This is a genomic window from Streptomyces sp. NPDC041129, from assembly GCF_055592265.1.
The window spans coordinates 338,619-359,347 of sequence record NZ_JBVIYV010000003.1; the positions used below are offsets into that span (position 1 = coordinate 338,619).

Sequence of the window (20,729 nt, forward strand, 5' to 3'; positions counted from 1 at the left end):
GGAATAGGTTGGGCGGGTAGCGATCATCCGGGGCGCCCGGGCACGTCCGGGACGCACACCGACACGCGATGGGGGCGGACATGACAATGACGAAAGGATCGAATGCGCCGGTGCCGACCACGGCCCTGCGCGTCGAATTGGGCTGGCGCCCGGGGCCCTCGGTGCCCGACGCGGACGCCTCGGCGCTGCTCCTCGCGGCCGGAAAGGTCCGCTCCGACGGGGACTTCGTCTTCTACAACCAGCCCGCGCACCCCTCCGGCGCGGTCCGGCACGAGGGCAAGCGGACCGCCGGTGAGCGGGTCACCGACACCCTCCTCGTCGACCTTGCGCGGGTGGAGAGCGGGATCGACCGGATCGTCCTCGCGGCCTCGTCCGACGGCGGGACGTTCGGACGGGTTCCCGGCCTCTACATCGAGGTGACCGAGGACGGCGGCGGTGCGGTGGTCGCCCGCTTCGACAGCCCCGGTGCGACCTCCGAGACCGCCTTCGTGCTCGGCGAGTTCTACCGGCGCCAGGGCGGCTGGAAGTTCCGCGCCGTCGGCCAGGGCTACAGCAGCGGACTGGAGGGCCTGGCCACGGACTTCGGCATCACCGTCGACGAACCGCGGCAGCACGCCGCGCCGCCGGCACCCGCTTCGCCGTCCGCGCCGTCGTCGCCGAGCGCGCCGCCCCCGTCGCCCGTGACGCCGCCCGCCCCGCCCGCCGCGGCGCCGCCCTCGCCCGCCGCACCGCCGGTGACCATGCCGCCGCCGGTCACCGCACCGGTCACGCTGCCGCCGCCCCCGGCACCCGCCGCGGCCGCACCGGTCCGCCTCTCCAAAGTCACCCTCACCAAGGCCGCCCCCTCCGTCTCGCTGGCCAAGCAGGGCGGCACCTCGGGAGCCATGCGGGTCAACCTGAACTGGCAGGTGCGCAAGCAGTTCCCGGGTTGGGGCGGCCGATGGGGCGGCGGCCAGGGCGACGTCGACCTCGACCTGTGCGCCCTGTACGAACTCGCCGACGGGCGCAAGGGCGTCGTACAGGCCCTCGGCAACGCCTTCGGATCGCTGAACCGCCCGCCGTACATCCACCTGGACGGCGACGACCGCACCGGCGCGGCGGCGAACGGCGAGAACCTCACCGTCAACCTCGACCACAAGCAGGACTTCCGGCGCATCCTGGTCTTCGTCACCGTCTACGAGGGCGCCGCCTCCTTCGCCGACCTGCACGCCACGGTCACCCTCCAGCCCCAGCACGGCGCCCCGATCGACTTCTCCCTGGACGAGTGCACGGTCCCCTCCACGGTCTGCGCCCTCGCCCTGATCACCAGCACGGGCGGCGACCTCGTCGTCCGGCGCGAGGCGCGGTACCTGGTGCCCGACCGGGGGGTGAGCCCGCAGCGCACCATAGACCGCGCCTACGGGTGGGGCATGAACTGGACGCCCGGCCGCAAGTGAACCGGGTCAGCCCTCGTCGGGCCGCACCTCCGGACGCGCGTACGTGCGGCCCTTCCAGGCCGCACCCCGCCCCCGGTAGTGCTGCACGGCCGAGTCCACCGTCATCAGGAGGTAGAGGAGAGCCGTGAACGGCAGCAGCGGCGCGAGCCACAGCGGCTGCTGGTAGTACCGGAGCATCGGCAGGTAGGTCCCCGCCATCACCGCCCACGCCAGCGCGCCCGCCACCGCCGTGGCCGCACTCCCCGCGGCCGCCCCCGCCACCACGGCCGCGGGCGGCACCAGGTACACCAGGGCGAGCCCGGCGACGGTGCCGAGCAGCAGCGCCGGGCTGTGCCGCAGCTGGGCGTAGGCGCTGCGCGAGACCATCCGCCACAGGTCGTGCAGCCGCGGATAGGGCCGCACGCTGTCCACCCGGTCGGCCAGACCCAGCCACACATGACCGCCGGCGCGCTTGACCGCGCGCGCGAGGGCGACATCGTCGATGACGGCATGCCGGATGGCGTCCGGGATCCCCGCCCGCTGCGCCATGTCCGCGCGCAACAGCACACAGCCGCCCGCCGCCGCCGCCGTACGCGACCCACGCCGCCCGATCCGGCGGAACGGATAGAGCTGCGCGAAGAAGTAGACGAACGCGGGTACCACGAGCCGTTCCCACAGGCTCTCCACCCGCAGCCGGGCCATCTGCGACACCACGTCGAAGCCGCCGGTACGGGCCGCCGCCACCAGCTCCCGCAGGCTGTCCGGCGTGTGCGCGATGTCGGCGTCCGTCAGTAGCAGGTACTCGGGGTCACGCGCGCGTGCGAGGGCGATGCCGTGCCGCACCGCCCAGAGCTTGCCCGTCCAGCCCGCCGGCGGCTCGCCGGGGGAGTCCACCGCGAGCGGCAGCCCGCCGTGCCGGCGGGACAGCTCGCGGGCGAGATCGCCGGTGCCGTCCGTGCTCCCGTCGTCCACGAGGACGATCCCGGCGCGCCCCGGATAGTCCTGGGCGAGCAGTGACGGCAGACTCGCGGGCAGCACCGCGGCCTCGTCCCGGGCCGGCACCACGACGCACACCGACGGCCAGTCACCGGCACCGCTGCGCGGTGGCAGCCGGACGTCCGTGCGCCAGAAGAAGCCCTGGCACAGCAGCAGCCAGCACCAGGCGGCGAGGGAGGCGACGGCGATCCACACGATGGCGCTCACGGGCGCAGTCTGCCCCACCCGACCGGCCGGCCGGAGCCCATCGTCTATCGTGGCCGGGTGAAGATCGCGCTCATGGACTCCGGAATCGGCCTGCTGGCGGCCACCGCCGCGGTACGGCGCCTGCGGCCCGACGCGGACCTCGTCCTCTCCCTCGACCCCGACGGCATGCCCTGGGGGCCGCGCACCACCGAGGACCTCACCACACGTGCCCTGGCCGTCGCCGACGCCGCCGCGGCCCACCGGCCGGACGCCCTGATCATCGGCTGCAACACCGCCACCGTGCACGCCCTGCCCGCCCTGCGTACCCGTCTGGAGCCCGGCATCCCCGTGATCGGCACGGTCCCGGCGATCAAGCCGGCCGTCGCCGGCGGCGGCCCGGTCGCCATCTGGGCCACGCCCGCCACCACCGGCAGTCCCTACCAGCGCGGTCTCATCGAGGAGTTCGCCGACGGTGTCCGAGTCACCGAGGTGCCCTGCTGGGGGCTGGCCGAGGCCGTGGAGCACGCGGACGAGGCGGCCATCGACGCCGCCGTCGCCGCCGCGGCCGCGCTGACCCCGGACGACGTCACGACCGTCGTCCTGGGCTGCACCCACTACGAACTGGTCGCGGACCGTATCCGCGCCGCCGTACGGAACAAAAGCGCCACCCCGCTCGCCCTGCACGGCTCCGCCGGGGCGGTCGCCGCCCAGGCCCTGCGCCGCCTCGGCGAACAGCCCACTCCCGAGGCCCCGGCCGAGGGCACGCTGACGGTGCTGCTCAGCGGCCGGGAGGGCGCGCTGCCCGCGGCCGCGCTGCTCTACCCCGAGGGACGGCTGCTGCCGTCCGCCGGCCCGCTCGCCGACCGGCACTGACCCGGAGCCCCGCGGCCGACGTCTGGGCCGCCCGGAGGAGGCACCCTCCGCGAGCGGGTACCCGCGCGCCGAAACCTGAGTAACCTCATATTCATGAGCGAGCACCGCCGCGCCGAGGACGCCTTGCACCCCGACGTCTGGACCGGACGCGCCACGAACCGGGTCCAGTGGCTGCTGGCGCTGGTGGGAGCCGCCTGCCTGGCGCTCGGCATCGAACTGGCCGTGCAGTCCGCCTGGACCTCCGGCGTCGCCGCGCTGGCGATGTCCGTCGTCGGCTGCATCGCGGCAGGCCTGCTGGTCCTCTTCGGCACCCTGGCCTTCGTGCACGTCGACCTGAAACTCGAGAAGGACTGCCTCGAGGTGCGCTGCGGCCACATCGGAGTGCCGCGCCGCCGCATCCCGCTCTCCGAGGTCGCCGGAGCCGACTTCGCCGCCCTCGTCACCCCCTGCAACTGGGGCGGCTGGGGCTACCGCTGGCGCCCCGAGAAGGGCACCGCGGTCGTCGTCCGCCGCGGCGAGGGCATCGTGCTCAGGCTGTGGGACGGCCACACCTTCACGATCACCGTGGACAACGCGGAGTCCGCGGTCCGCGTCATCAGGGCCCGGCTGCGGGCCATCACGCCGGGCACCATCAGCTGACACGCGGCCGGCTCCGCCCGTACGGATTCGCTACGGCTCGGTGCCGTCGCCCGCCCACGGCCGTGCCGTCGCCCACCCCGCCAGCAGACCGGCGCCCGCCGTCACCGCGGTGAAGCTGAGCGCGTCGCCGACCGCCGCGAGCACGGCGAGCGCGGTCAGCGCCGCGCCCGCGGTGAGGGCCACCGGGGTGGAGCGCGGGGAGCGCCACAGGGCGTGCAGTATCCAGCCGTGCACGGCGACCAGCAGCAGGACCCCGATCAGGCCCTGCTCGGCCGCCTGCTGGAGCGGGGCCGAGTGCGGCCTGCCGTCAGCCAGTACTCCCTGCGGCCCGGCCGCAGCGAACTCGCCGAAGCGGCCGGGGCCGACGCCGAGCATGGTGTCACGGCCGGCCAGCCGCGCGGCGTCCCGCCACAGCTCGAGCCGGCTCGCGGAGAACCGGCCCCGCAGGGCGTCGGTGAGCCCGGCGGGCAGCGCGTCCGCGGCGACCGCCCAGACCGCGGCGGCGGATACGGCCGCCGCGATGGCCAGTCCGGCGACACCGGCGCCCCGGCAGGGCATCGCGCCCGCCGCGAGCGAGCACAGCAGAACGGCCGCGCTGACCGCGCAGCCGACGGCCGAGCCCGTCGCGGCGCCGGTCAGCGCGATGCCGGCGGCCAGCAGCCGCAGACCGAGCCGGGCCGCCGGCCGGCGCGCCGACCAGGCGGCACAGCAGGCCGCCCCGGTCGCGAGCGCCAGCAGCGCGGCGGTGGCACCGGCGTGGCCGAGCGGGACGGCGTACCGGGCGCCGGGGGAGAGGTCGGGCATCACCAGCGGCAGGGCCGCTCCCGTGACCGAACCGGCCGCCGGCGCGGCCACCGGCAGCAGCGAACCGGAGATCCGCCCCGCGGCGTAGCCCGCGGCCACGGCGAGCACCGCGAGCAGCACGCCCTCGGGCCGCCCCTCATGGGCCGCCGCCGTGATCAGCGACCAGGCGGCGCACGCCCCCAAGAGGATCATGCCCGTCCCGTCAGAAACGTTTCGTCCGGTCTGTCGGCAGTCGGCGCCGTCCGCGGATCCCATTTCCGTCGACCCCACCCCGTAGCCCCTCGTACCCAGGTCCCCCGACCCGTGGCGTCCCCGGCGGCGCGCACCGGACCGGCCGCACCGCTGAGGCTGGGCACACGTTAACGGCTGATGGCCGCTTTGTGGACGAGTCGCGCGGGAACGCGCGAGCGGCGACGGGACGCCGGAGGGGGCCGGGACGTCCTGGACGGCGCTGTCGGCGTCTAGGGCGACCGCCGTAGACTCCCCGGGTGACCGTCACCGCAACTTCCGTGGACCAGTCCGACCAGCTCAGGCAGCCCTCCGCGCAAGCGGCGCGAGGCAGCCGGCTCCTGCGTACGGTCCCGGCCGCCGCCTCCGCCCTGTGCGGGGTGCTGCTCTACGTCAGCTTCCCGCCGCGCACCCTGTGGTGGCTGGCCCTGCCCGCCTTCGCCGGCTTCGCCTGGGTGCTGCGCGGGCGCGGCTGGAAGGCGGCCCTCGGCCTCGGCTACCTCTTCGGGCTCGGCTTCCTGCTGCCGTTGCTGGTGTGGACGGGCGTGGAGGTCGGTCCCGGACCCTGGCTCGCCCTCGTCGCCATCGAGGCGGTCTTCGTGGCCCTGGTCGGCGTCGGCGTGGCCGCGGTGTCGAGGCTGCCGGCCTGGCCCGTGTGGGCTGCCGCCCTGTGGATAGCCGGCGAGGCGGTACGCGCGCGCGTGCCCTTCCGCGGGTTCCCCTGGGGCAAGATCGCCTTCGGCCAGGCGGACGGCGTCTTCCTGCCGCTCGCCGCGGTGGGCGGCACCCCGGTGCTCGGCTTCGCCGTGGTCCTGTGCGGGTTCGGCCTGTACGAGGCCGGCCGGCTGATCGCCGAGCGGCGCCGCACCCGGACCCTGCGGCGCGGGGCGGCGGCCGCCGCCCTGCTGAGCGTCGCCGTCCCGGTGGCCGCAGCGGTCGCCGCCCGGCCGCTGGTGAGCGACAAGGCCCAGGACGGCACCGCGACCGTCGCGGTCATCCAGGGCAACGTCCCCCGCTCCGGTCTGGAGTTCAGCGCCCAGCGCCGGGCCGTGCTCGACTACCACGCGCGGGAGACGCTCAAGCTCGCCGCCGACATCAAGGCGGGCAAGGCCGCCCGGCCCGACTACGTGCTGTGGCCGGAGAACTCCTCCGACATCGACCCCTTCACCAATCCGGACGCGGCCGCCGTCATCAACGAAGCGGCCAGGGCCGTCGGGGTGCCGATCTCGGTCGGCGGCGTCGTGGAGAAGGACGGCAGGCTGCTCAATGAGCAGATCCTGTGGGACCCGGTCAAGGGACCGACCCAGACCTACGACAAGCGGCAGGTGCAGCCGTTCGGCGAGTACCTTCCGCTGCGCGGCCTGGTGGGCGCGATCAACAAGGACTGGACCGGCATGGTCCGCCAGGACTTCAGCCGGGGCGGCGAGCCGGGCGTCTTCGACTTCGGCGGCGCCAGGGTCGGCCTCGCCACCTGCTACGAGGCCGCCTTCGACTGGGCGGTCCGGGACACCGTCACGCACGGCGCGGAGATGATCTCGGTACCGAGCAACAACGCGACCTTCGACCGCAGCGAGATGACCTACCAGCAGCTCGCCATGTCCCGTGTCCGTGCCGTCGAGCACAGCCGGACCGTCACCGTGCCGGTCACCAGCGGCGTCAGCGCGATCATCATGCCGGACGGCAGGATCACCCGGAAGACCGGCATGTTCGTGCCCGCGTACCTCGTGCAGAAGGTGCCGCTGCGCACCTCCGAGACGCCCGCGACGCGGCTCGGCGTCCTGCCGGAGATCGCCCTGGTGCTGGTCGCCGCGGGTGGACTCGGCTGGGCGATCGGCTCCGGTGTGCGCGCCCGGCGCGGCGGCGGCGCGTAGCCGTACGACGGCCGTACGCCCCCTGACGTGCGCGGGAGCCCCGGACCGGCCCGTTAGGGTCGGTCCATGGCTACTCCTGACTTCATCCGCACCCTCCGGGCCAGCGCCGGTCAGCAGCTGCTGTGGCTCCCCGGGGTCACCGCGATCGTCTTCGACGACGACGGCAGAGTGCTGCTGGGCCGGCGGTCCGACACCCGCAGGTGGTCGGTGATCGGGGGTATCCCGGAACCGGGTGAGCAGCCCGCGGCCTGCGCGGTGCGGGAGGTGTTCGAGGAGACGGCGGTGACGTGCGTCCCCGAGCGGGTCGTGCTCGTCCAGGCACTGGAGCCGGTCACCTACACCAACGGGGACGTCTGCCAGTACATGGACATCACCTTCCGCTGCCGAGCCGTCGGCGGCGAGGCCCGGGTCAACGACGACGAGTCGCTGGAGGTGGGCTGGTTCACGGTGGACGCGCTGCCGGACCTGAACGAGTTCGGGCTCTTCCGGATCAAGCAGGCCATGTCCGAGGCACCCACATGGTTCGACCCTATGACTATTGGCTGAAGTGTGGGCCGTGACCACATGTGGTGAGGGGTGAGCCCCGCTTATCGTCGGCTCATGACCACGTCCAGCCCGCCACCGGCCGCCCAGCCCCCCGCCCCGCACCACTCCCTCGACCTCGGCGGCCGCACCGCCCTCGTCACCGGCGCCGCCAGCGGCATCGGGCGCGCCTGCGCGCTGCGGCTCGCCGCCGCCGGCGCCGAGGTGAGAGCCGTCGACCGGGACGCGGCGGGCCTCGCCGAGCTGGCGGAACTCGCCCGGCGGGCCGGTGACCTCCCGGGCACGGTCGTACCCCACGCCCTGGACCTCACCGACCTCGACGCCGCCGAGCGCGTGGCCGCCGGCACCGACGTCCTGGTCAACAACGCCGGACTGCAACTGGTGCGCCCCCTGGAGCAGTTCCCGCCCGAGGTCTTCCACACCGTGCTGACCGTGATGCTGGAGGCACCTTTCCGGCTCATCCGCGGCGCTCTGCCGCACATGTACGCGCAAGGATGGGGGCGGATCGTCAACGTGTCCTCCGTGCACGGACTGCGCGCCTCGGCCTTCAAGTCCGCCTACGTGGCCGCCAAGCACGGCCTCGAAGGCCTGTCCAAGACGGCCGCCCTGGAAGGTGCCCCGCACGGGGTGACCTCCAACTGCGTGAACCCCGCCTATGTGCGCACCCCGCTGGTCGAGAAGCAGATCGCCGACCAGGCGCAGGCCCACGGCATCCCCGAGGAGCGCGTCCTGTCCGAGATCCTGCTGAAGGACAGCGCCGTCCAGCGGCTCATCGAACCCGAGGAGGTGGCCGACGCCGTGGCCTACCTGTGCGGGCCGCAGGCCTCCTTCGTCACCGGCACCTCCCTCGTCCTCGACGGCGGGTGGACGGCCCACTGAGCGGGCCGGCGCCGCCGGGCCCGGGAGTTTTCCACAGGCCCGGCAGGCCGGGCCGCCGATGCGGAATCCTGTGACCATGTCTCGCGATCACGTCCAGCCGGCCGGAACCCCCGTCTCCGAGGGCGCCACGGGGGTGCCCGACGACGGCGCGGGCGCCCCGTACCTCGAGCTGCTGGCCCGCGACGCCCCCGTGGAGGCCTACGAGCAGCCGGTGCTGCTCGCCCGCGCCGAGGGACAGCCGGCCGACCGGGTCGCCGCGCTGGAACGGGCCAAGCTGCTCGCCCTGCGGGTCCGCTCCGAACTGGAGGGACGCCGCCGGCGCGAGGCCGAGCTGTCGGCGCTGTTCGAGACCGCCCACGACCTGGCCGGCCTCCGGGACCTGGACGCCGTCCTGCAGGCCATCGTGCAGCGCGCCCGGTCCCTGCTGGGCACGGACGTCGCCTATCTCAGCCTCAACGACCCGGCACGCGGCGACACCTACATGCGCGTGACCGAGGGCTCCGTGGCCGCCCGCTTCCAGCAGCTGCGCCTCGGCATGGGCGAGGGGCTCGGCGGACTGGTCGCCCAGACCGCGCGGCCGTACGTCACTGACGACTACTTCAAGGACGCCCGCTTCCGGCACACCCGCGCCATCGACGCCGGCGTGGAGGACGAGGGCCTGATCGCCATCCTCGGCGTACCGCTGATGCTCGGCCCGAACGTCATCGGTGTCCTCTTCGCCGCCGACCGGCGCGCCCGCGTCTTCGAACGCGGGCAGATCGCCCTGCTCGGCTCCTTCGCCGCGCTCGCCGCGGCCGCCATCGACACCGCCAACCTCCTCACCGAGACCCGCTCGGCGCTGGCCGGTCTCGAACGGGCCAACGAGATCATCCAGGACCGCAGCGCGGTCATCGAGCGCGCCTCCGAGGTGCACGACCGGCTCGCCGAACTGGTACTGCGCGGCGGCGGGGTCCACGACGTGGCCGCGGCCGTCTCCCAGGTCATCGACGGCACGGTCGAGTTCACCGAGGCCGGCACGGCGCCGGCCGGGGCCCTGAAGGCGTCCAGGACCGAGGGACACGCGGTACGGCACCAGGGCGACTGGATCGCCGCGGTGGCCGCGGGCGGCGAACTCCTCGGCGCTCTCGTGCTGCGCGGCCACCCCGACCTCGACCCGGTCGACCAGCGCACCCTGGAACGCGCGGCGATGGTCACCTCGCTGCTCCTGCTGGCCCGCCGTTCCGCCGCCGAGGCCGAACACCGGGTGCGGGGCGAACTGCTGGACGACCTCCTGGACGCCCGCGACCGCGATCCGCGCCTGCTGCGCGAACGCGCCGCCCGGCTGCACGCCGACCTGGACGCCACCCACGTCGTCCTCGCCGCCCGGCTCGACGGACCGGCCGCCGACGCCGACGAGGAGGCCGCCGCCCGGCGGCGCCTGTGGTCCGCCGCCTCCCATCTCGCCGCCACCCGGCACGGGCTGGCCGCCGCCCGGGACGGCGGCACGGTCCTGCTGCTCCCGCTCGCCGCCGGCGACAGCGCCACGGAGCTGGCCCGCCGGACCGCCCGCCACCTCGGGACGGCCGTCCACCAGCCCGTCACCGTCGGCGCCTCCGCCCCGGTCACCGATCTCACCGTCCACCACGACACCGTGGCCGGCGCCTATGACGAGGGCCGCCGCTGCCTGGACGCGCTGCGCCTGCTGGGCCGCGGCGGAGACGGCGCGGCGGCGGAGGACTTCGGCTTCCTCGGCCTGCTCCTCGCCGGCGACCGGGACGTGGGCGGCTTCGTCGGCCGCACCATCGGCCCCGTCGCCGACTACGACGAGCGCCGCGGCACGGAACTGCTGCACACCCTGGACGCCTACTTCGCCTGCGGAATGAGCCCGGCCCGCACCAAGGACGCCCTCCACGTGCACGTGAACACCGTCGCCCAGAGGCTGGAGCGGGTGGGCCGGCTGCTGGGCGAGGACTGGCAGACGCCGGCCCGCGCCCTGGAGATCCAGCTCGCCCTGCGGCTGCACCGGCTGGCGACCCCGGAACGGCACTGACCGGCCCCCCGAGAAGGGAGCCGGTCGGTGCGCAGGGCCGTACGGCCGGTCAGACGGTGCCCGCCCTGGCCGCCGGGTTCGCGTCGGCGGGCTCGCCGTCCCCGGCCTCCACCTGGGCGAGGTCCCGGTGCCGGGTCTCCTTGGCGACACCCACGGCGATCAGGGTGAGCACGGCCGCCGCGATCACGTACAGGGCGATCGGGGTGGAGCTGCCGTAGTCGGACAGCAGCGCCGTGGCGATCAGCGGTGCGGGCGCACCGGCGGCCACGGAGGCGAACTGGGCGCCGATGGAGGCGCCGGAGTACCGCATCCGGGTCGCGAACATCTCGGCGAAGAAGGCCGCCTGGGGCGCGTACATGGCCCCGTGCAGCACCAGGCCGACGGTCACGGCCAGCAGCAGGTACCCGAAGGAACCGGTGTCGACGAGCGAGAAGAACGGGAACATCCACAGTCCGACGCCGGCCGCGCCCAGCAGGTACACGGGCCGCCGTCCCACCCGGTCGGAGAGCGCGCCCCAGGCCGGGATCACGGCGAAGTGCACGGCGGAGGCGATGAGTACGGCGTTCAGCGCGGTCTGCTTCGAGACGCCGGCGGACGTGGTGGCGTAGACGAGGATGAACGCGGTGATGACGTAGTAGCTGATGTTCTCCGCCATCCGGGCACCCATGGCGACGAGCACGTCCTTCCAGTGGTGGCGCAGCACGGAGACGAGCGGCAGCTTCTCCGGCTCCTCGGCGTGCCGGTCCTCGGCCCGCCGCAGCGCCTCCTTGAAGACGGGGGACTCGTCCACGGAGAGGCGGATCCACAGACCGACCATCACCAGCACACCGGAGAGCAGGAACGGTATCCGCCATCCCCAGGTGCCGAAGGCGTCGTCCGAGAGCACGGCGGTGAGCAGCGACAGCACACCGGTCGCCAGCAACTGCCCGGCCGGCGCGCCCGTCTGCGGCCATGCGGCCCAGAACCCCCGCCGCCGCGCGTCCCCGTGCTCGGAGACCAGCAGAACGGCGCCGCCCCACTCACCGCCGAGCGCGAATCCCTGCACCAGGCGCAGCGTGGTCAGCAGCACCGGCGCGGCGGAGCCGACGGTCGCGTGCGTGGGCAGCAGACCGATGGCGAAGGTCGCCCCGCCCATCATCAGCAGGCTCAGCACCAGCAGCTTCTTGCGCCCCAGCCGGTCACCGTAGTGCCCGAACACCAGGGCGCCCAGCGGGCGGGCCGCGAATCCGACGGCATACGTCAGGAAGGACAGCAGTGTTCCGACGAGCGGGTCGGAGTCCGGGAAGAAGAGCTTGTTGAACACCAGCGCGGCGGCGGAACCGTACAGGAAGAAGTCGTACCACTCGATGGTGGTGCCGATGAGGCTCGCGGCGACGATTCTTGGGAGGCTGGCGGGGGGTGGGGGAGCGGTGGTTCCGGAGGCCATGTGCGCCACTTCCTCGTGTGCGGTGGGGACGGGTACGTGTCGGCACACCGTAGGAAGTTGCAGGTCAGGGGCACATGTGGTGGGGCACCATAGTTCCGGGCGCTGCTATGCGTGCGGCCACCATGCCGGGCCGAAGAAGGGCGGTTCCCGGGCTCGGGAGTGGTCGAGACCAGTGCTGTCCGGGAAGCGTAGTTGGAGATGATTTGGCGGTGCGGTGCTGACTCCCGTGCTGGTCGGTCGGCCGCGGCAGGTCCTCTGGCGTGACGGAACCGCCGGGGACACCGCCGTCGCCCTCGGGCGTGTTGGATTCGTCCGTGGAGATGCCGAGAAGCGGGTGGATCGGCCGTATCGGTGTGGCGACCGGCCGGAATCGGCCGTGTTTCAAGAGTCGGGCGTGAAGGGTTGCATGCGTGCGATGAGGATGGCGACATCGTCCGGGTCGGCGGGCAGCCGGAGTTTGTGAAGGAGTCGGTCGCAGGTTTCTTCCAGGGTGGGGTCAGGTGTGTCAAGCAGGCGCAGGAGGGTGTTTAGTCGTTCGTCGATGGGGTGATGACGGACCTCGACGAGGCCGTCGGTGTACAGGACCAGCCGATCACCGGCGTCGACGGGGATGGTCGTGGTCACGAAGGGCACGCCGCCGACCCCGAGTGGGGTGCCGGTCGGCAGGTCGAGCAGTTCCGGGGGCTTGCCATCGCGCACCAGGACGGGCGGCAGATGGCCGGCGACGGAGATGTGGCACTCCGCGCGGTGCGGATCGTAGACGGCATAGACGCAGGTGGCTATGTACTGCTCAAGCCCTGAGGTGATCTTGTCGAGGTGATGGAGGACCTCGGCGGGGTCCAGGTCGAGGTCGGCGAAGTCGCTGGTGCCGGTGCGCAGGCGGCCCATGGTGACGGCGGCGTCGATACCACTGCCCATGACGTCTCCCACAACCAGCACGGTCTTGTCGCCGTCGAGCGGGAGGACGTCGTACCAGTCGCCACCGACCTCGTAAGCCGCCTGTGCAGGCCGGTACCGGGAGGCGACTTCCAGGCCCGGGAGGTGCGGAGGGTGGTCCGGGAGCAGGCTGCGCTGAAGGGTCTCGGCCGTATTGCGCACCGTCTGGTGCGAGCGGGCGTTGTCGATGCACACCGCGGCGCGGGAGGCCAGCTCACCGGCGAGGGCGAGGTCGTCCTCGTCGAAGGGCTGCGGGTTACGGGCGCGGCTCAGCCCCAGGAAGCCGAGGATCTGGCCGCGGGCGGTGAGCGGGAGCAGCATGTAGGAGTGGACGCCTGCACGGGCCAGCAGCGTGGCGGCGCGGTCGTCGCGGGCGATGCGGGCCATGGCGGCGTCATCCATGTGCGAGATCAGGATCGGCCGGCCGGTGCGTACGCATTCCGTGGGCAGGCGGTCGGCGTCGTAAGCAGCGATCTGCCCGGGCGGGTCGGCGGCCTGGACGGCTTCGGTGGCATAGGCGGCCTGCACTGCGAGGGCGCGGAAGAGCGCGGGACCGTCGCCCAAGGGCGGGCGGTGCTCGTGGAGGACGGAGTCGAGGACGTCGACCGTGGCCATGTCGGCGAGCTCGGTAACGGTGACGCCGGCCAGCTCTCGGGCGGTCTGCTCCACTTCCAGGGTGGTGCCGATGCGGGCAGAGCCGTCGGCGATCAAGGCCAGGCGATGGCGGGCCTCGGCGGCCTCCGTGGCTGCCTGGTAACGGTCGGTGACGTCCACCACCAGGTCGGCCACCCCGAGGACCCGCCCCTGGGGGTCGTCCAGCCGATACAGCGAGATCGACCAGGCGTGCACGTTCGGGTCGGCGGGGGTGTGGCCGACGATGGTGTACTCGTCGACCATGGGGACCCCGGTCTTGAGGACCTGCCGCATCCCGGCCTCCGGCCCCTCGAACTTCGCCGAGGTCATGATCTCGCGGTAGTGCCGGCCCAGATGGTCTTCCGCGGGAATGCCGTGCATCCGCTCCAGAGCGGGGTTGACGGCGACGTACCGCAGTTGGGTGTCGAGGATCGCCAGCCCGATGGGCGACTGGGAAATCAGCCGGGTGGACAGGGCGACGTCCCTCTCGACCTCCCGAAGCTTTGACCTGTCGGTGGCCAGACCAAGCGCGTAGAAGTCACCCAGGCTGTCCAGCAGCCGCATGTTGCGGAACTCCACCAAGCGAGTGCTGCCGTCCTTGTGCCGGATGGGGAAGGCCCCGGCCCACCTCTCCCCGGTAGCCATGACCTCGGCAAACAGCTTGATCATCAGATCCCATTGCTGCTCGTGAACGAGCAGCGGCGCGGCGTACTGCCCGAGCGCCTCCTCAGCGGTGTAGCCGAACAGGTCCTCGGCCTCCGGGCTCCACAAATCGATCCGCCCATCGGCATCCAACAGCACCGCGGCAACGCCGAGAAGATCCATCAGCCCACTCGGCTGCGACGATCGTTCCTCCGGCTGGCCGGTGTCACCCGGACGCCCATCGGCTGCGGTCACACGGGCACCCCTTCCATGCGCCGGACCACAAGGGCCTCCACTCGCGCCAGTCCGTGGCTCTGCCCCGTACCGTACGGAGTGCTTGGCTTCCATGGTCCCCCTGGAGCGGCCTTCCGCGCACGCACTGGACCAGGACGGCTCCGCCCCTTTTCATTCGTCGTGAGCACTGCCTGGAACCAGCGGCGCACCTGATAGGTCACGGTCTGGCTTCGGGAGCACCAGGGGGAGCACCCGCGTTGGTCGGGTGCCACCACCCGGTCATACCGACTGGTCGGTCTGCCCTGCGGAGCCCTGGTTGAACATGACGTCGAATTCAACTATAACCGATCCGAAGGCCCGGCTGCCCTCGCCCCGCGGTCATGATTCATGTCATCGGTCAACGGTGAAGGCGGCAACGAGCGTGCACAGCGCCGCAGTTGCCTTCGATTCCGCCCGCCGGCAGCGAGCCCGGCTCACGGAGCTCGGAATTCCGGTCCCAAAGCCCCCGGACGAACCGGGCCGACAGAAAGCAGTGAGTCCGACATGAGGGAAGCAGTCATCGTCTCGACGGCACGGACGCCGATCGGTAAGGCGTACCGCGGCGCGTTCAACGACACCCAGGCGCAGGAACTCGCCGCCCATGCCCTTCGGCACGCGGTGCAGCGCGCCGGGCTCGAAGGGGGCGAGGTCGAGGACGTGGTCTTCGGTTGCGCCGCGCAGCAGGGGTCGGCCGGCTACAACGTCGCGCGCCAGGCCGTTCTCCGTGCCGGACTTCCGGATGTCGTGCCGGGGATGACCATCGACCGGCAGTGCTCGTCGGGCCTGATGGCCATCGCGACGGCCGCCAAGCAGATCGTCGCGGACGGCATGCAGATCGCTGTCGGCGCCGGTGTCGAGTCGATCTCCCTGGTGCAGAACGACCACATGAACACCCACCGAGCGGAGGATCCCTGGCTGGTCGGGCGCAAGCCGAGCATCTACATGCCGATGCTGCAGACGGCGGAGCTTGTCGCCGAGCGCTATGGCGTGAGCCGGGAGCGCCAGGACGAGTTCGCGCTGGTGTCACAGCAGCGCACCGCGGCGGCGCAGGAAGCCGGCCGGTTCGACCGGGAGATCGTCGCGCTCACCAGCGTCAAGAAGGTGCTCGACAAGCAGTCCGGGGAGGTGCGTGAGCAGGAGGTCACCCTGACCCGGGACGAGGGCAACCGCGCGTCGACGACGCTCGAAGGGCTGGCCGGGCTGGCGCCGGTGCTGCCCGACGGCCAGGTGAGCGCGCATTCCAGCGTGACGGCGGGCAACTCCTCGCAGTTGTCGGACGGGGCTTCGGCGTCGGTGCTGACGGAGGCGAAAGAGGCCGAGCGCCGTGGACTGGAACCGCTGGGCGTCTACCGGGGTATGGCCGTCGCCGGTTGCGGACCGGAAGAGATGGGCATCGGCCCGGTGTTCGCCATTCCGAAGCTGCTGAAGCAGCACCATCTCGCCATCGACGACATCGGCCTGTGGGAACTCAACGAGGCGTTCGCCTCGCAGGCGCTGTACTGCCGCGACGAGCTGCGTATCGACCCGGAGCGGTTCAACGTCAACGGCGGCGCGATCTCGGTCGGCCATCCGTACGGAATGACCGGTGCCCGCCTGGTGGGTCATGCCCTCATCGAAGGCAAGCGGCGTGGCGTCCGGTATGTGGTGATCTCGATGTGCGTCGGCGGCGGAATGGGTGCAGCCGGACTGTTCGAGGTCGCCTGATGGGAAACGACCGAACCGCCGTCCTGGTGGACTTCGGCGGGGTCATCACCTCCAGTGTGCTGCGCGCCTTCACCGACTTCGGCGCCTCGCTCGGCGGGGACCCGCGCCTGCCGCTGGACCTCCTCGCCCGGGACCAGCCGTCACGCACCCTCCTCGCCGACCACGAGTGCGGCCGTATCGACGTCGAGTCCTTCGAGCGAGGATTCGCCGAGCGTCTCCGCGTCCACGGCGTCGACGTGGTGGCCGAGGGGCTCACGGCCCGGATGGTGGCGGGTATGTCGATCGACCGGGAGATGCTCGCGCTGCTCAGCGATCTCCGAGCTGCCGGCCATCCGGTTGCGCTGGTCTCGAATTCGTTCGGAACCGGAACCTACGACGGCGTCGACCTCGCCGCTGTCGCCGATGTCGTCGTCATCTCCGCTGAGGTCGGGATCCGCAAACCTTCCCGGCGGATCTACGCGATGGCATGCGAACGCCTCGGGGTCGGCCCCGAGGAGGCGGTGATGATCGACGATCTGCAGCAGAACCTCGACGGAGCGGCGCGGATCGGCATCGGGGGCGTGCTGCACACCAGTGCCGCCGACACCCGCCGCCGGCTCGCCGAGCGCTTCCGCATCACCGCCTGACCGACCGGTGCGCCCGCGGCCAGGCCGGCGGAGTCGGCGGAGGGCTCGATGCCGAGGCCGGGCCGCGGCCACTGATCGACGGGGAAGACCCGGCGCCGCGACCCGATCGCCTCCCCGGAGGGCACCGCCTATGACCACTTTTTCGATCCCGTGTGCCACACGCGACCCTCGCGAACTGCGGCCACGGCGCCCCACGGTGACTTGTGACTCTGGCGTCGGATTCAAGTAAAATCACCGGGATGGACACCAGTGCGCCCGAGGAGATCGACACCGAGAACGCGCCGCCCATGGCGCCGCTCTCGCACCTCCGGGAGCCGCCTACGACGAAGCGTGGGGCACGGACACGGGCCGCTCTGGTGAAGGCCGCGCGGAAGGTCTTCGAGCGCGACGGATACCTCGACACCCGCCTGACCGACATCACCAAAGAGGCGCAGTGTGCGGCGGGATCCTTCTACACCTACTTCGCCAACAAGGAAGAGGTGCTTGCCGCCGTCCTCCTGGAGGCGCAGGAGGACATGATGCACCCCGGCATGGGCCGGGTGCAGGGCGCCGACGATCCCTATGCGGTGCTCGAGGCGAGCAATCGCGCGTATCTCGAGGCGTACAAACGCAATGCGAAGCTGATGGCGCTGCTGGAGCAGGTCGCCCAAGTGGAGCCTGAGTTCCGTGAGTTCCGAAGGCGGCGGGGGGACGCGTTCATCCGCCGCAATGCCCACGGCATCGCCGAGTTGCAGGCGCGGGGTGTCGCAGACCGCGAGGTCGATCCGATGCTGGCCTCCCGTGCGCTGTCGGGCATGGTCAGTGTCATGGCGTACAACGCCTTCGTGGTCTGTGAAGGGCAGGAGGAGGGTACGCCGGTGGACTTCGAGGAACTGGTGTCCACGGTCACCCGGCTCTGGGCGAACGCCCTGCGGTTCCCCGGTCACCGCTGACCGGGCCCGCCCGGATCACGGTGCTGCGCGGCCTGCCGGTGTTCGGCTGCCAGGACCGTGAGGGGCACGCCGAAATCGACTTCACCGACGTACGAGTGCCGGCCACGGGCCTTCTCAAGGGGGAGGGCGAGGGCTTCGCCATCAGCCAGGCCCGGCTCGGACCCGGTCGTATCCACCACTGCATGCGGGCCATCGGCGCGGCCGAGCGGACGCTGGAACTGATGTGCCGGCGCGCGCAGTCACGGGTGACCTTCGGCAGCCCGGTCATGTGCCGCCTCGGTCCTGGGCGGACTCCACGATGCCGCTCACTGGCACTCTTCCCCTTCCCCGGCCCCGTCACGGATGGCGAGGGCGACCAGAAGTTCCAGGAGGTCGGCGATCCGGCGCGGATTGCGGCCGGTGCGTTCCTCGAGCCGGCACCCATACGCACTGCTCATCGCATCGTGCGCCGCCCACCGCGCGAGCCCTCGCTGACGAGCGGGCCGTTCTGCCCGCCGTCCCCCTGTGCCCGCCACGCCGTGCCGCGTGGCGGGCGAGGCTGTGGCCGTACCGGGTTCAATGGCTTGCGTGGCGGACAGCGAGGCAGAACATCGCGACCGAGTGCAAGGTGGTGTCCAGCGGTGGAGAAGCGGATGACGGAGCTCAGGGAAAGCCACGACGATCCGTTCGCCCTGCACCTCGCCGCCCTGGCGGTGCTCGACGACCGGGGAACCGTGACCGGATGGAACCGGCGGGCCCAGGAACTGCTCGGCTACCCGGAGACGGCCGTGCTCGGCCGTCCGGTGTCCGAGGTCCTGGTCGAGCCCCGCGACCTGCCGGCCGTCCGGGACGTCGCCGCGAGCTGCAGGAGAGCCGGCGGCTGGTTCGGGGTGCTCAAGGTACGGCACCGTGAGGGGCGGCCGGTGGAGATGGGGGTCAGGGCCCATGCGGTCGCGCGTGACGGCCGGGTCCGTGAGTGGTTCCTCACCGGGGCACCCGCGGCCGACGTCCTGGAATGGCAGAGGGACCGCGCGCTTCTCGACGGCTTGTTCCGCAGATGCCCGATCGGCCTGGTCGTGCACGGCCCCGATCTCCGGGTTCTCCGGGTCAACCGGGCCATCGAACGCTTCACCGGCATCCCGGCGGAACACTTCCGGGGGCTGCCCACCGGCTATCTGCTCCTCCCCGACGACGCACGCAAGGCCGTGGACCGCGTGCGTCAGGTGATCGAGACCGGGAAACCGCTGGTCTACTCCGAGCAGTTCGCTCGCCTGGAGTGGGATCCCGCACGAGAGCGGGTCGCGCTGGTCTCGTCCTTCCGGATGGAGGACCCTGCCGGGCGCGTCCTGGGCGTGGCCGAGATGATCGAGGACATCACCGAGCGTCATCGGGCCCAGCGCCGGCTCGCGCTCCTCGACCAGGTCGGCAGCCGTATCGGAACCACCCTCGACGTCGTGGAGACGGCCCGGGAACTCGCCGAGGTGATGGTGCCTCACCTCGCCGACCATGCGTCGGTCGATCTGCTCCAGCCGGTGACGCGCGGTGAGGAAGTGACGCAGGGCCTGGCAGGGCCGGTGGTACGAGTGGGCACCGGCGGCGTCGGCGCCCGGCAAACCGGCCCGCCCCACCCCCAGGGGGAGGCGGTGGAGTTCGCGCCGGACACGCCCCAGGCCAGATGCCTGGCCGAAGGGCGGCCCGTCCTGGAGCCGGTGCTCCCGCCCGACTGGTTCTCGACGGAGGGCCGCCAGGGGATCCACGCCCCGGACCTGGGCGCCCATTCGCTGATCGTGGTGCCCCTGGCCGCACGCGGCCTGGTGCTCGGTGTGATGACCCTGTGGCGTTCGCGCCGCCCCGATCCGTTCGAGGCGGAGGATCTCACCCTCGCCCAGGAACTCGCCTCGCGCGCCGCCGTCGCCATCGACAACGCCCGGCGCTTCACCCAGCAACAGCAGACCGCGTTCACCTTGCAGAGCAGCCTGCTGCCCCGGACGGTCCCGGACCAGTCGGCCGTCGAGGTGGCCCTTCGCTACCTGCCGGCCAGCGCGGCCCCGGGCCTGGGCGGTGACTGGTTCGACGTCATCCCGCTGTCCGGTGCACGGGTCGCCCTCGTGGTCGGCGATGTGGTGGGACGTGGCCTCCACGCTGCCGCCACCATGGGCCGGCTGCGTACGGCCGTGCACACGCTCGCCAGCCTCGACCTGGAACCGGACGAGGTGCTCGCCCGTCTTGACGACCTGGTCGACCTGCTGGCGGCCGAGCAGGAAGCCGCCGGCGAGCGGCCGGTGGGCGAGCAGGTCATCGGCGCCACCTGCCTGTACGCCGTGTACGACCCGGTCTCCGGGCGGTGCTCCGTGGCGCGCGCCGGCCATCCCCCGCCGCTGCTGACCGCCCCGGACGGACAGGTGGCTCCGCTCGACCTGCCGGCCGGCCCACCCCTCGGCCTGGGCGGCCTGCCGTTCGAGGCCCGGGAGGTCGAACTGGCCGAGGGCAGCCTGCTGTGCCTGTACACCAACGGGCTCATCGGCGAACGCCACATCGATGCCGACGTCGGCCTGACCAAACTGTGTGGAGCGCTCACCCGCCCCGCGGACGCCCTGGAACGGACATGCCAGGCGGTGGTCGACTCGCTCGTGCCCGCGCGCCCCAGCGACGACGTCGCCTTGCTGGTAGCCCGTACCCGCATGCTGCCGCCGGAGGACGTCGCCTCCTGGCAGCTTCCGCTGGAGCCCGCCAGCGCCGCCCGGGCCCGGGAACTGACCTCGGCCAAGCTGTCCGAATGGGGTCTGGAGCACTTGGCGTTCACGACGGAGTTGATCGCAAGCGAACTGGTGACCAACGTCTACCGGTACGCCAGCGGACCGGCGACCCTGCGGCTGATCCGGGAACGGTGCCTGGTGTGCGAGGTCAGCGACACCAGCCACACCTCACCCCACCTGCGCCGCGCTCGTACCACCGACGAGGGCGGGCGCGGCCTGTTCCTGGTGGCCCAGATGGCCGAGCGCTGGGGTACCCGATACACCCGCGAAGGCAAGACCGTTTGGACCGAACAACCACTGACCGGCATGTTCCCCTGACCGGCCCCCGCGCATCCGTGCCCCCGAGGTCCCGGCCACGC

General features: G+C 72.4%; 16 protein-coding genes and 1 pseudogene. 12 read left to right on the forward strand and 5 right to left on the reverse strand.

Annotated elements, in window-relative coordinates; all coding sequences use genetic code 11:
* Positions 1-86 precede the first annotated feature (86 nt).
* Positions 87-1,436 carry a TerD family protein gene (locus ACZ6B1_RS14355; RefSeq protein WP_468778095.1) on the forward strand — a complete coding sequence of 450 codons (1,350 nt, stop codon included), beginning with the start codon at positions 87-89 and terminating at the stop codon, positions 1,434-1,436.
* A 6-nt stretch (positions 1,437-1,442) separates the two neighbouring features.
* Here the strand turns inward: ACZ6B1_RS14355 and ACZ6B1_RS14360 are convergent, their stop codons facing one another.
* Entirely contained in the window at positions 1,443-2,636 is a 1,194-nt protein-coding gene (locus ACZ6B1_RS14360) for a glycosyltransferase (RefSeq protein WP_468778097.1), read from the reverse strand.
* Positions 2,637-2,675: 39 nt separating this feature from the next.
* Between ACZ6B1_RS14360 and ACZ6B1_RS14365 the strand changes: the two genes are divergently transcribed.
* The gene (locus tag ACZ6B1_RS14365; RefSeq protein ID WP_468778099.1) at positions 2,676-3,470 is read left to right on the forward strand and encodes a glutamate racemase; all 795 of its coding nucleotides are present in this window, start codon (positions 2,676-2,678) and stop codon (positions 3,468-3,470) included.
* Positions 3,471-3,563: 93 nt separating this feature from the next.
* Positions 3,564-4,109: a hypothetical protein gene (locus tag ACZ6B1_RS14370; protein ID WP_468778101.1), complete on the forward strand. Its 546-nt coding sequence runs from the start codon at positions 3,564-3,566 to the stop codon at positions 4,107-4,109.
* 30 nt (positions 4,110-4,139) lie between these two features.
* On the opposite strand, the gene ACZ6B1_RS14375 is transcribed toward ACZ6B1_RS14370, so the two are convergent.
* The gene (locus tag ACZ6B1_RS14375; RefSeq protein ID WP_468778103.1) at positions 4,140-5,105 is read right to left on the reverse strand and encodes an O-antigen ligase family protein; all 966 of its coding nucleotides are present in this window, start codon (positions 5,103-5,105) and stop codon (positions 4,140-4,142) included.
* A 296-nt stretch (positions 5,106-5,401) separates the two neighbouring features.
* Between ACZ6B1_RS14375 and lnt the strand changes: the two genes are divergently transcribed.
* The 4 genes from lnt to ACZ6B1_RS14395 all read left to right on the forward strand — a co-directional run bounded on the left by lnt (position 5,402) and on the right by ACZ6B1_RS14395 (position 10,463).
* The gene (gene lnt / locus ACZ6B1_RS14380) at positions 5,402-7,012 is read left to right on the forward strand and encodes an apolipoprotein N-acyltransferase (RefSeq protein WP_468778105.1); all 1,611 of its coding nucleotides are present in this window, start codon (positions 5,402-5,404) and stop codon (positions 7,010-7,012) included.
* Positions 7,013-7,078: 66 nt separating this feature from the next.
* Positions 7,079-7,558 carry an NUDIX hydrolase gene (locus tag ACZ6B1_RS14385; RefSeq protein ID WP_468778107.1) on the forward strand — a complete coding sequence of 160 codons (480 nt, stop codon included), beginning with the start codon at positions 7,079-7,081 and terminating at the stop codon, positions 7,556-7,558.
* Between the two features lie 54 nt (positions 7,559-7,612).
* Positions 7,613-8,434 (forward strand): 3-hydroxybutyrate dehydrogenase, encoded by an 822-nt coding sequence (locus ACZ6B1_RS14390; protein WP_468778109.1) that lies wholly within the window; start codon positions 7,613-7,615, stop codon positions 8,432-8,434.
* A gap of 76 nt (positions 8,435-8,510) precedes the next feature.
* On the forward strand, positions 8,511-10,463 hold the full coding sequence (locus ACZ6B1_RS14395; RefSeq protein ID WP_468778111.1) for a helix-turn-helix domain-containing protein: 1,953 nt from the start codon (positions 8,511-8,513) through the stop codon (positions 10,461-10,463).
* A gap of 49 nt (positions 10,464-10,512) precedes the next feature.
* Here the strand turns inward: ACZ6B1_RS14395 and ACZ6B1_RS14400 are convergent, their stop codons facing one another.
* Positions 10,513-11,889 (reverse strand): MFS transporter, encoded by a 1,377-nt coding sequence (locus ACZ6B1_RS14400; RefSeq protein ID WP_468778113.1) that lies wholly within the window; start codon positions 11,887-11,889, stop codon positions 10,513-10,515.
* A gap of 381 nt (positions 11,890-12,270) precedes the next feature.
* Positions 12,271-14,283, reverse strand: coding sequence for a SpoIIE family protein phosphatase (locus ACZ6B1_RS14405; protein WP_468778564.1), 2,013 nt, complete (start codon positions 14,281-14,283; stop codon positions 12,271-12,273).
* A 594-nt stretch (positions 14,284-14,877) separates the two neighbouring features.
* Here ACZ6B1_RS14405 and ACZ6B1_RS14410 point away from each other — a divergent pair.
* The 4 genes and pseudogenes from ACZ6B1_RS14410 to ACZ6B1_RS14425 form a co-directional block, all read left to right on the forward strand.
* Positions 14,878-16,077, forward strand: a complete 1,200-nt coding sequence (locus tag ACZ6B1_RS14410) for an acetyl-CoA C-acyltransferase (RefSeq protein ID WP_468778115.1) — start codon at positions 14,878-14,880, stop codon at positions 16,075-16,077.
* Entirely contained in the window at positions 16,077-16,703 is a 627-nt protein-coding gene (locus ACZ6B1_RS14415) for an HAD family hydrolase (RefSeq protein ID WP_468778117.1), read from the forward strand. The genes ACZ6B1_RS14410 and ACZ6B1_RS14415 overlap by 1 nt, the downstream gene beginning before the upstream one ends.
* A gap of 239 nt (positions 16,704-16,942) precedes the next feature.
* Positions 16,943-17,635: a TetR/AcrR family transcriptional regulator gene (locus ACZ6B1_RS14420; RefSeq protein ID WP_468778119.1), complete on the forward strand. Its 693-nt coding sequence runs from the start codon at positions 16,943-16,945 to the stop codon at positions 17,633-17,635.
* A gap of 95 nt (positions 17,636-17,730) precedes the next feature.
* Positions 17,731-17,889 (forward strand): annotated as a pseudogene (locus ACZ6B1_RS14425) (acyl-CoA dehydrogenase family protein); the annotation flags it as partial.
* A gap of 51 nt (positions 17,890-17,940) precedes the next feature.
* Here the strand turns inward: ACZ6B1_RS14425 and ACZ6B1_RS14430 are convergent.
* Positions 17,941-18,072, reverse strand: coding sequence for a hypothetical protein (locus ACZ6B1_RS14430; RefSeq protein ID WP_468778585.1), 132 nt, complete (start codon positions 18,070-18,072; stop codon positions 17,941-17,943).
* Positions 18,073-18,267: 195 nt separating this feature from the next.
* Here ACZ6B1_RS14430 and ACZ6B1_RS14435 point away from each other — a divergent pair, with 195 nt between their 5' ends.
* Positions 18,268-20,688: a SpoIIE family protein phosphatase gene (locus ACZ6B1_RS14435; protein WP_468778566.1), complete on the forward strand. Its 2,421-nt coding sequence runs from the start codon at positions 18,268-18,270 to the stop codon at positions 20,686-20,688.
* The last annotated feature ends 41 nt before the right edge of the window (positions 20,689-20,729 follow it).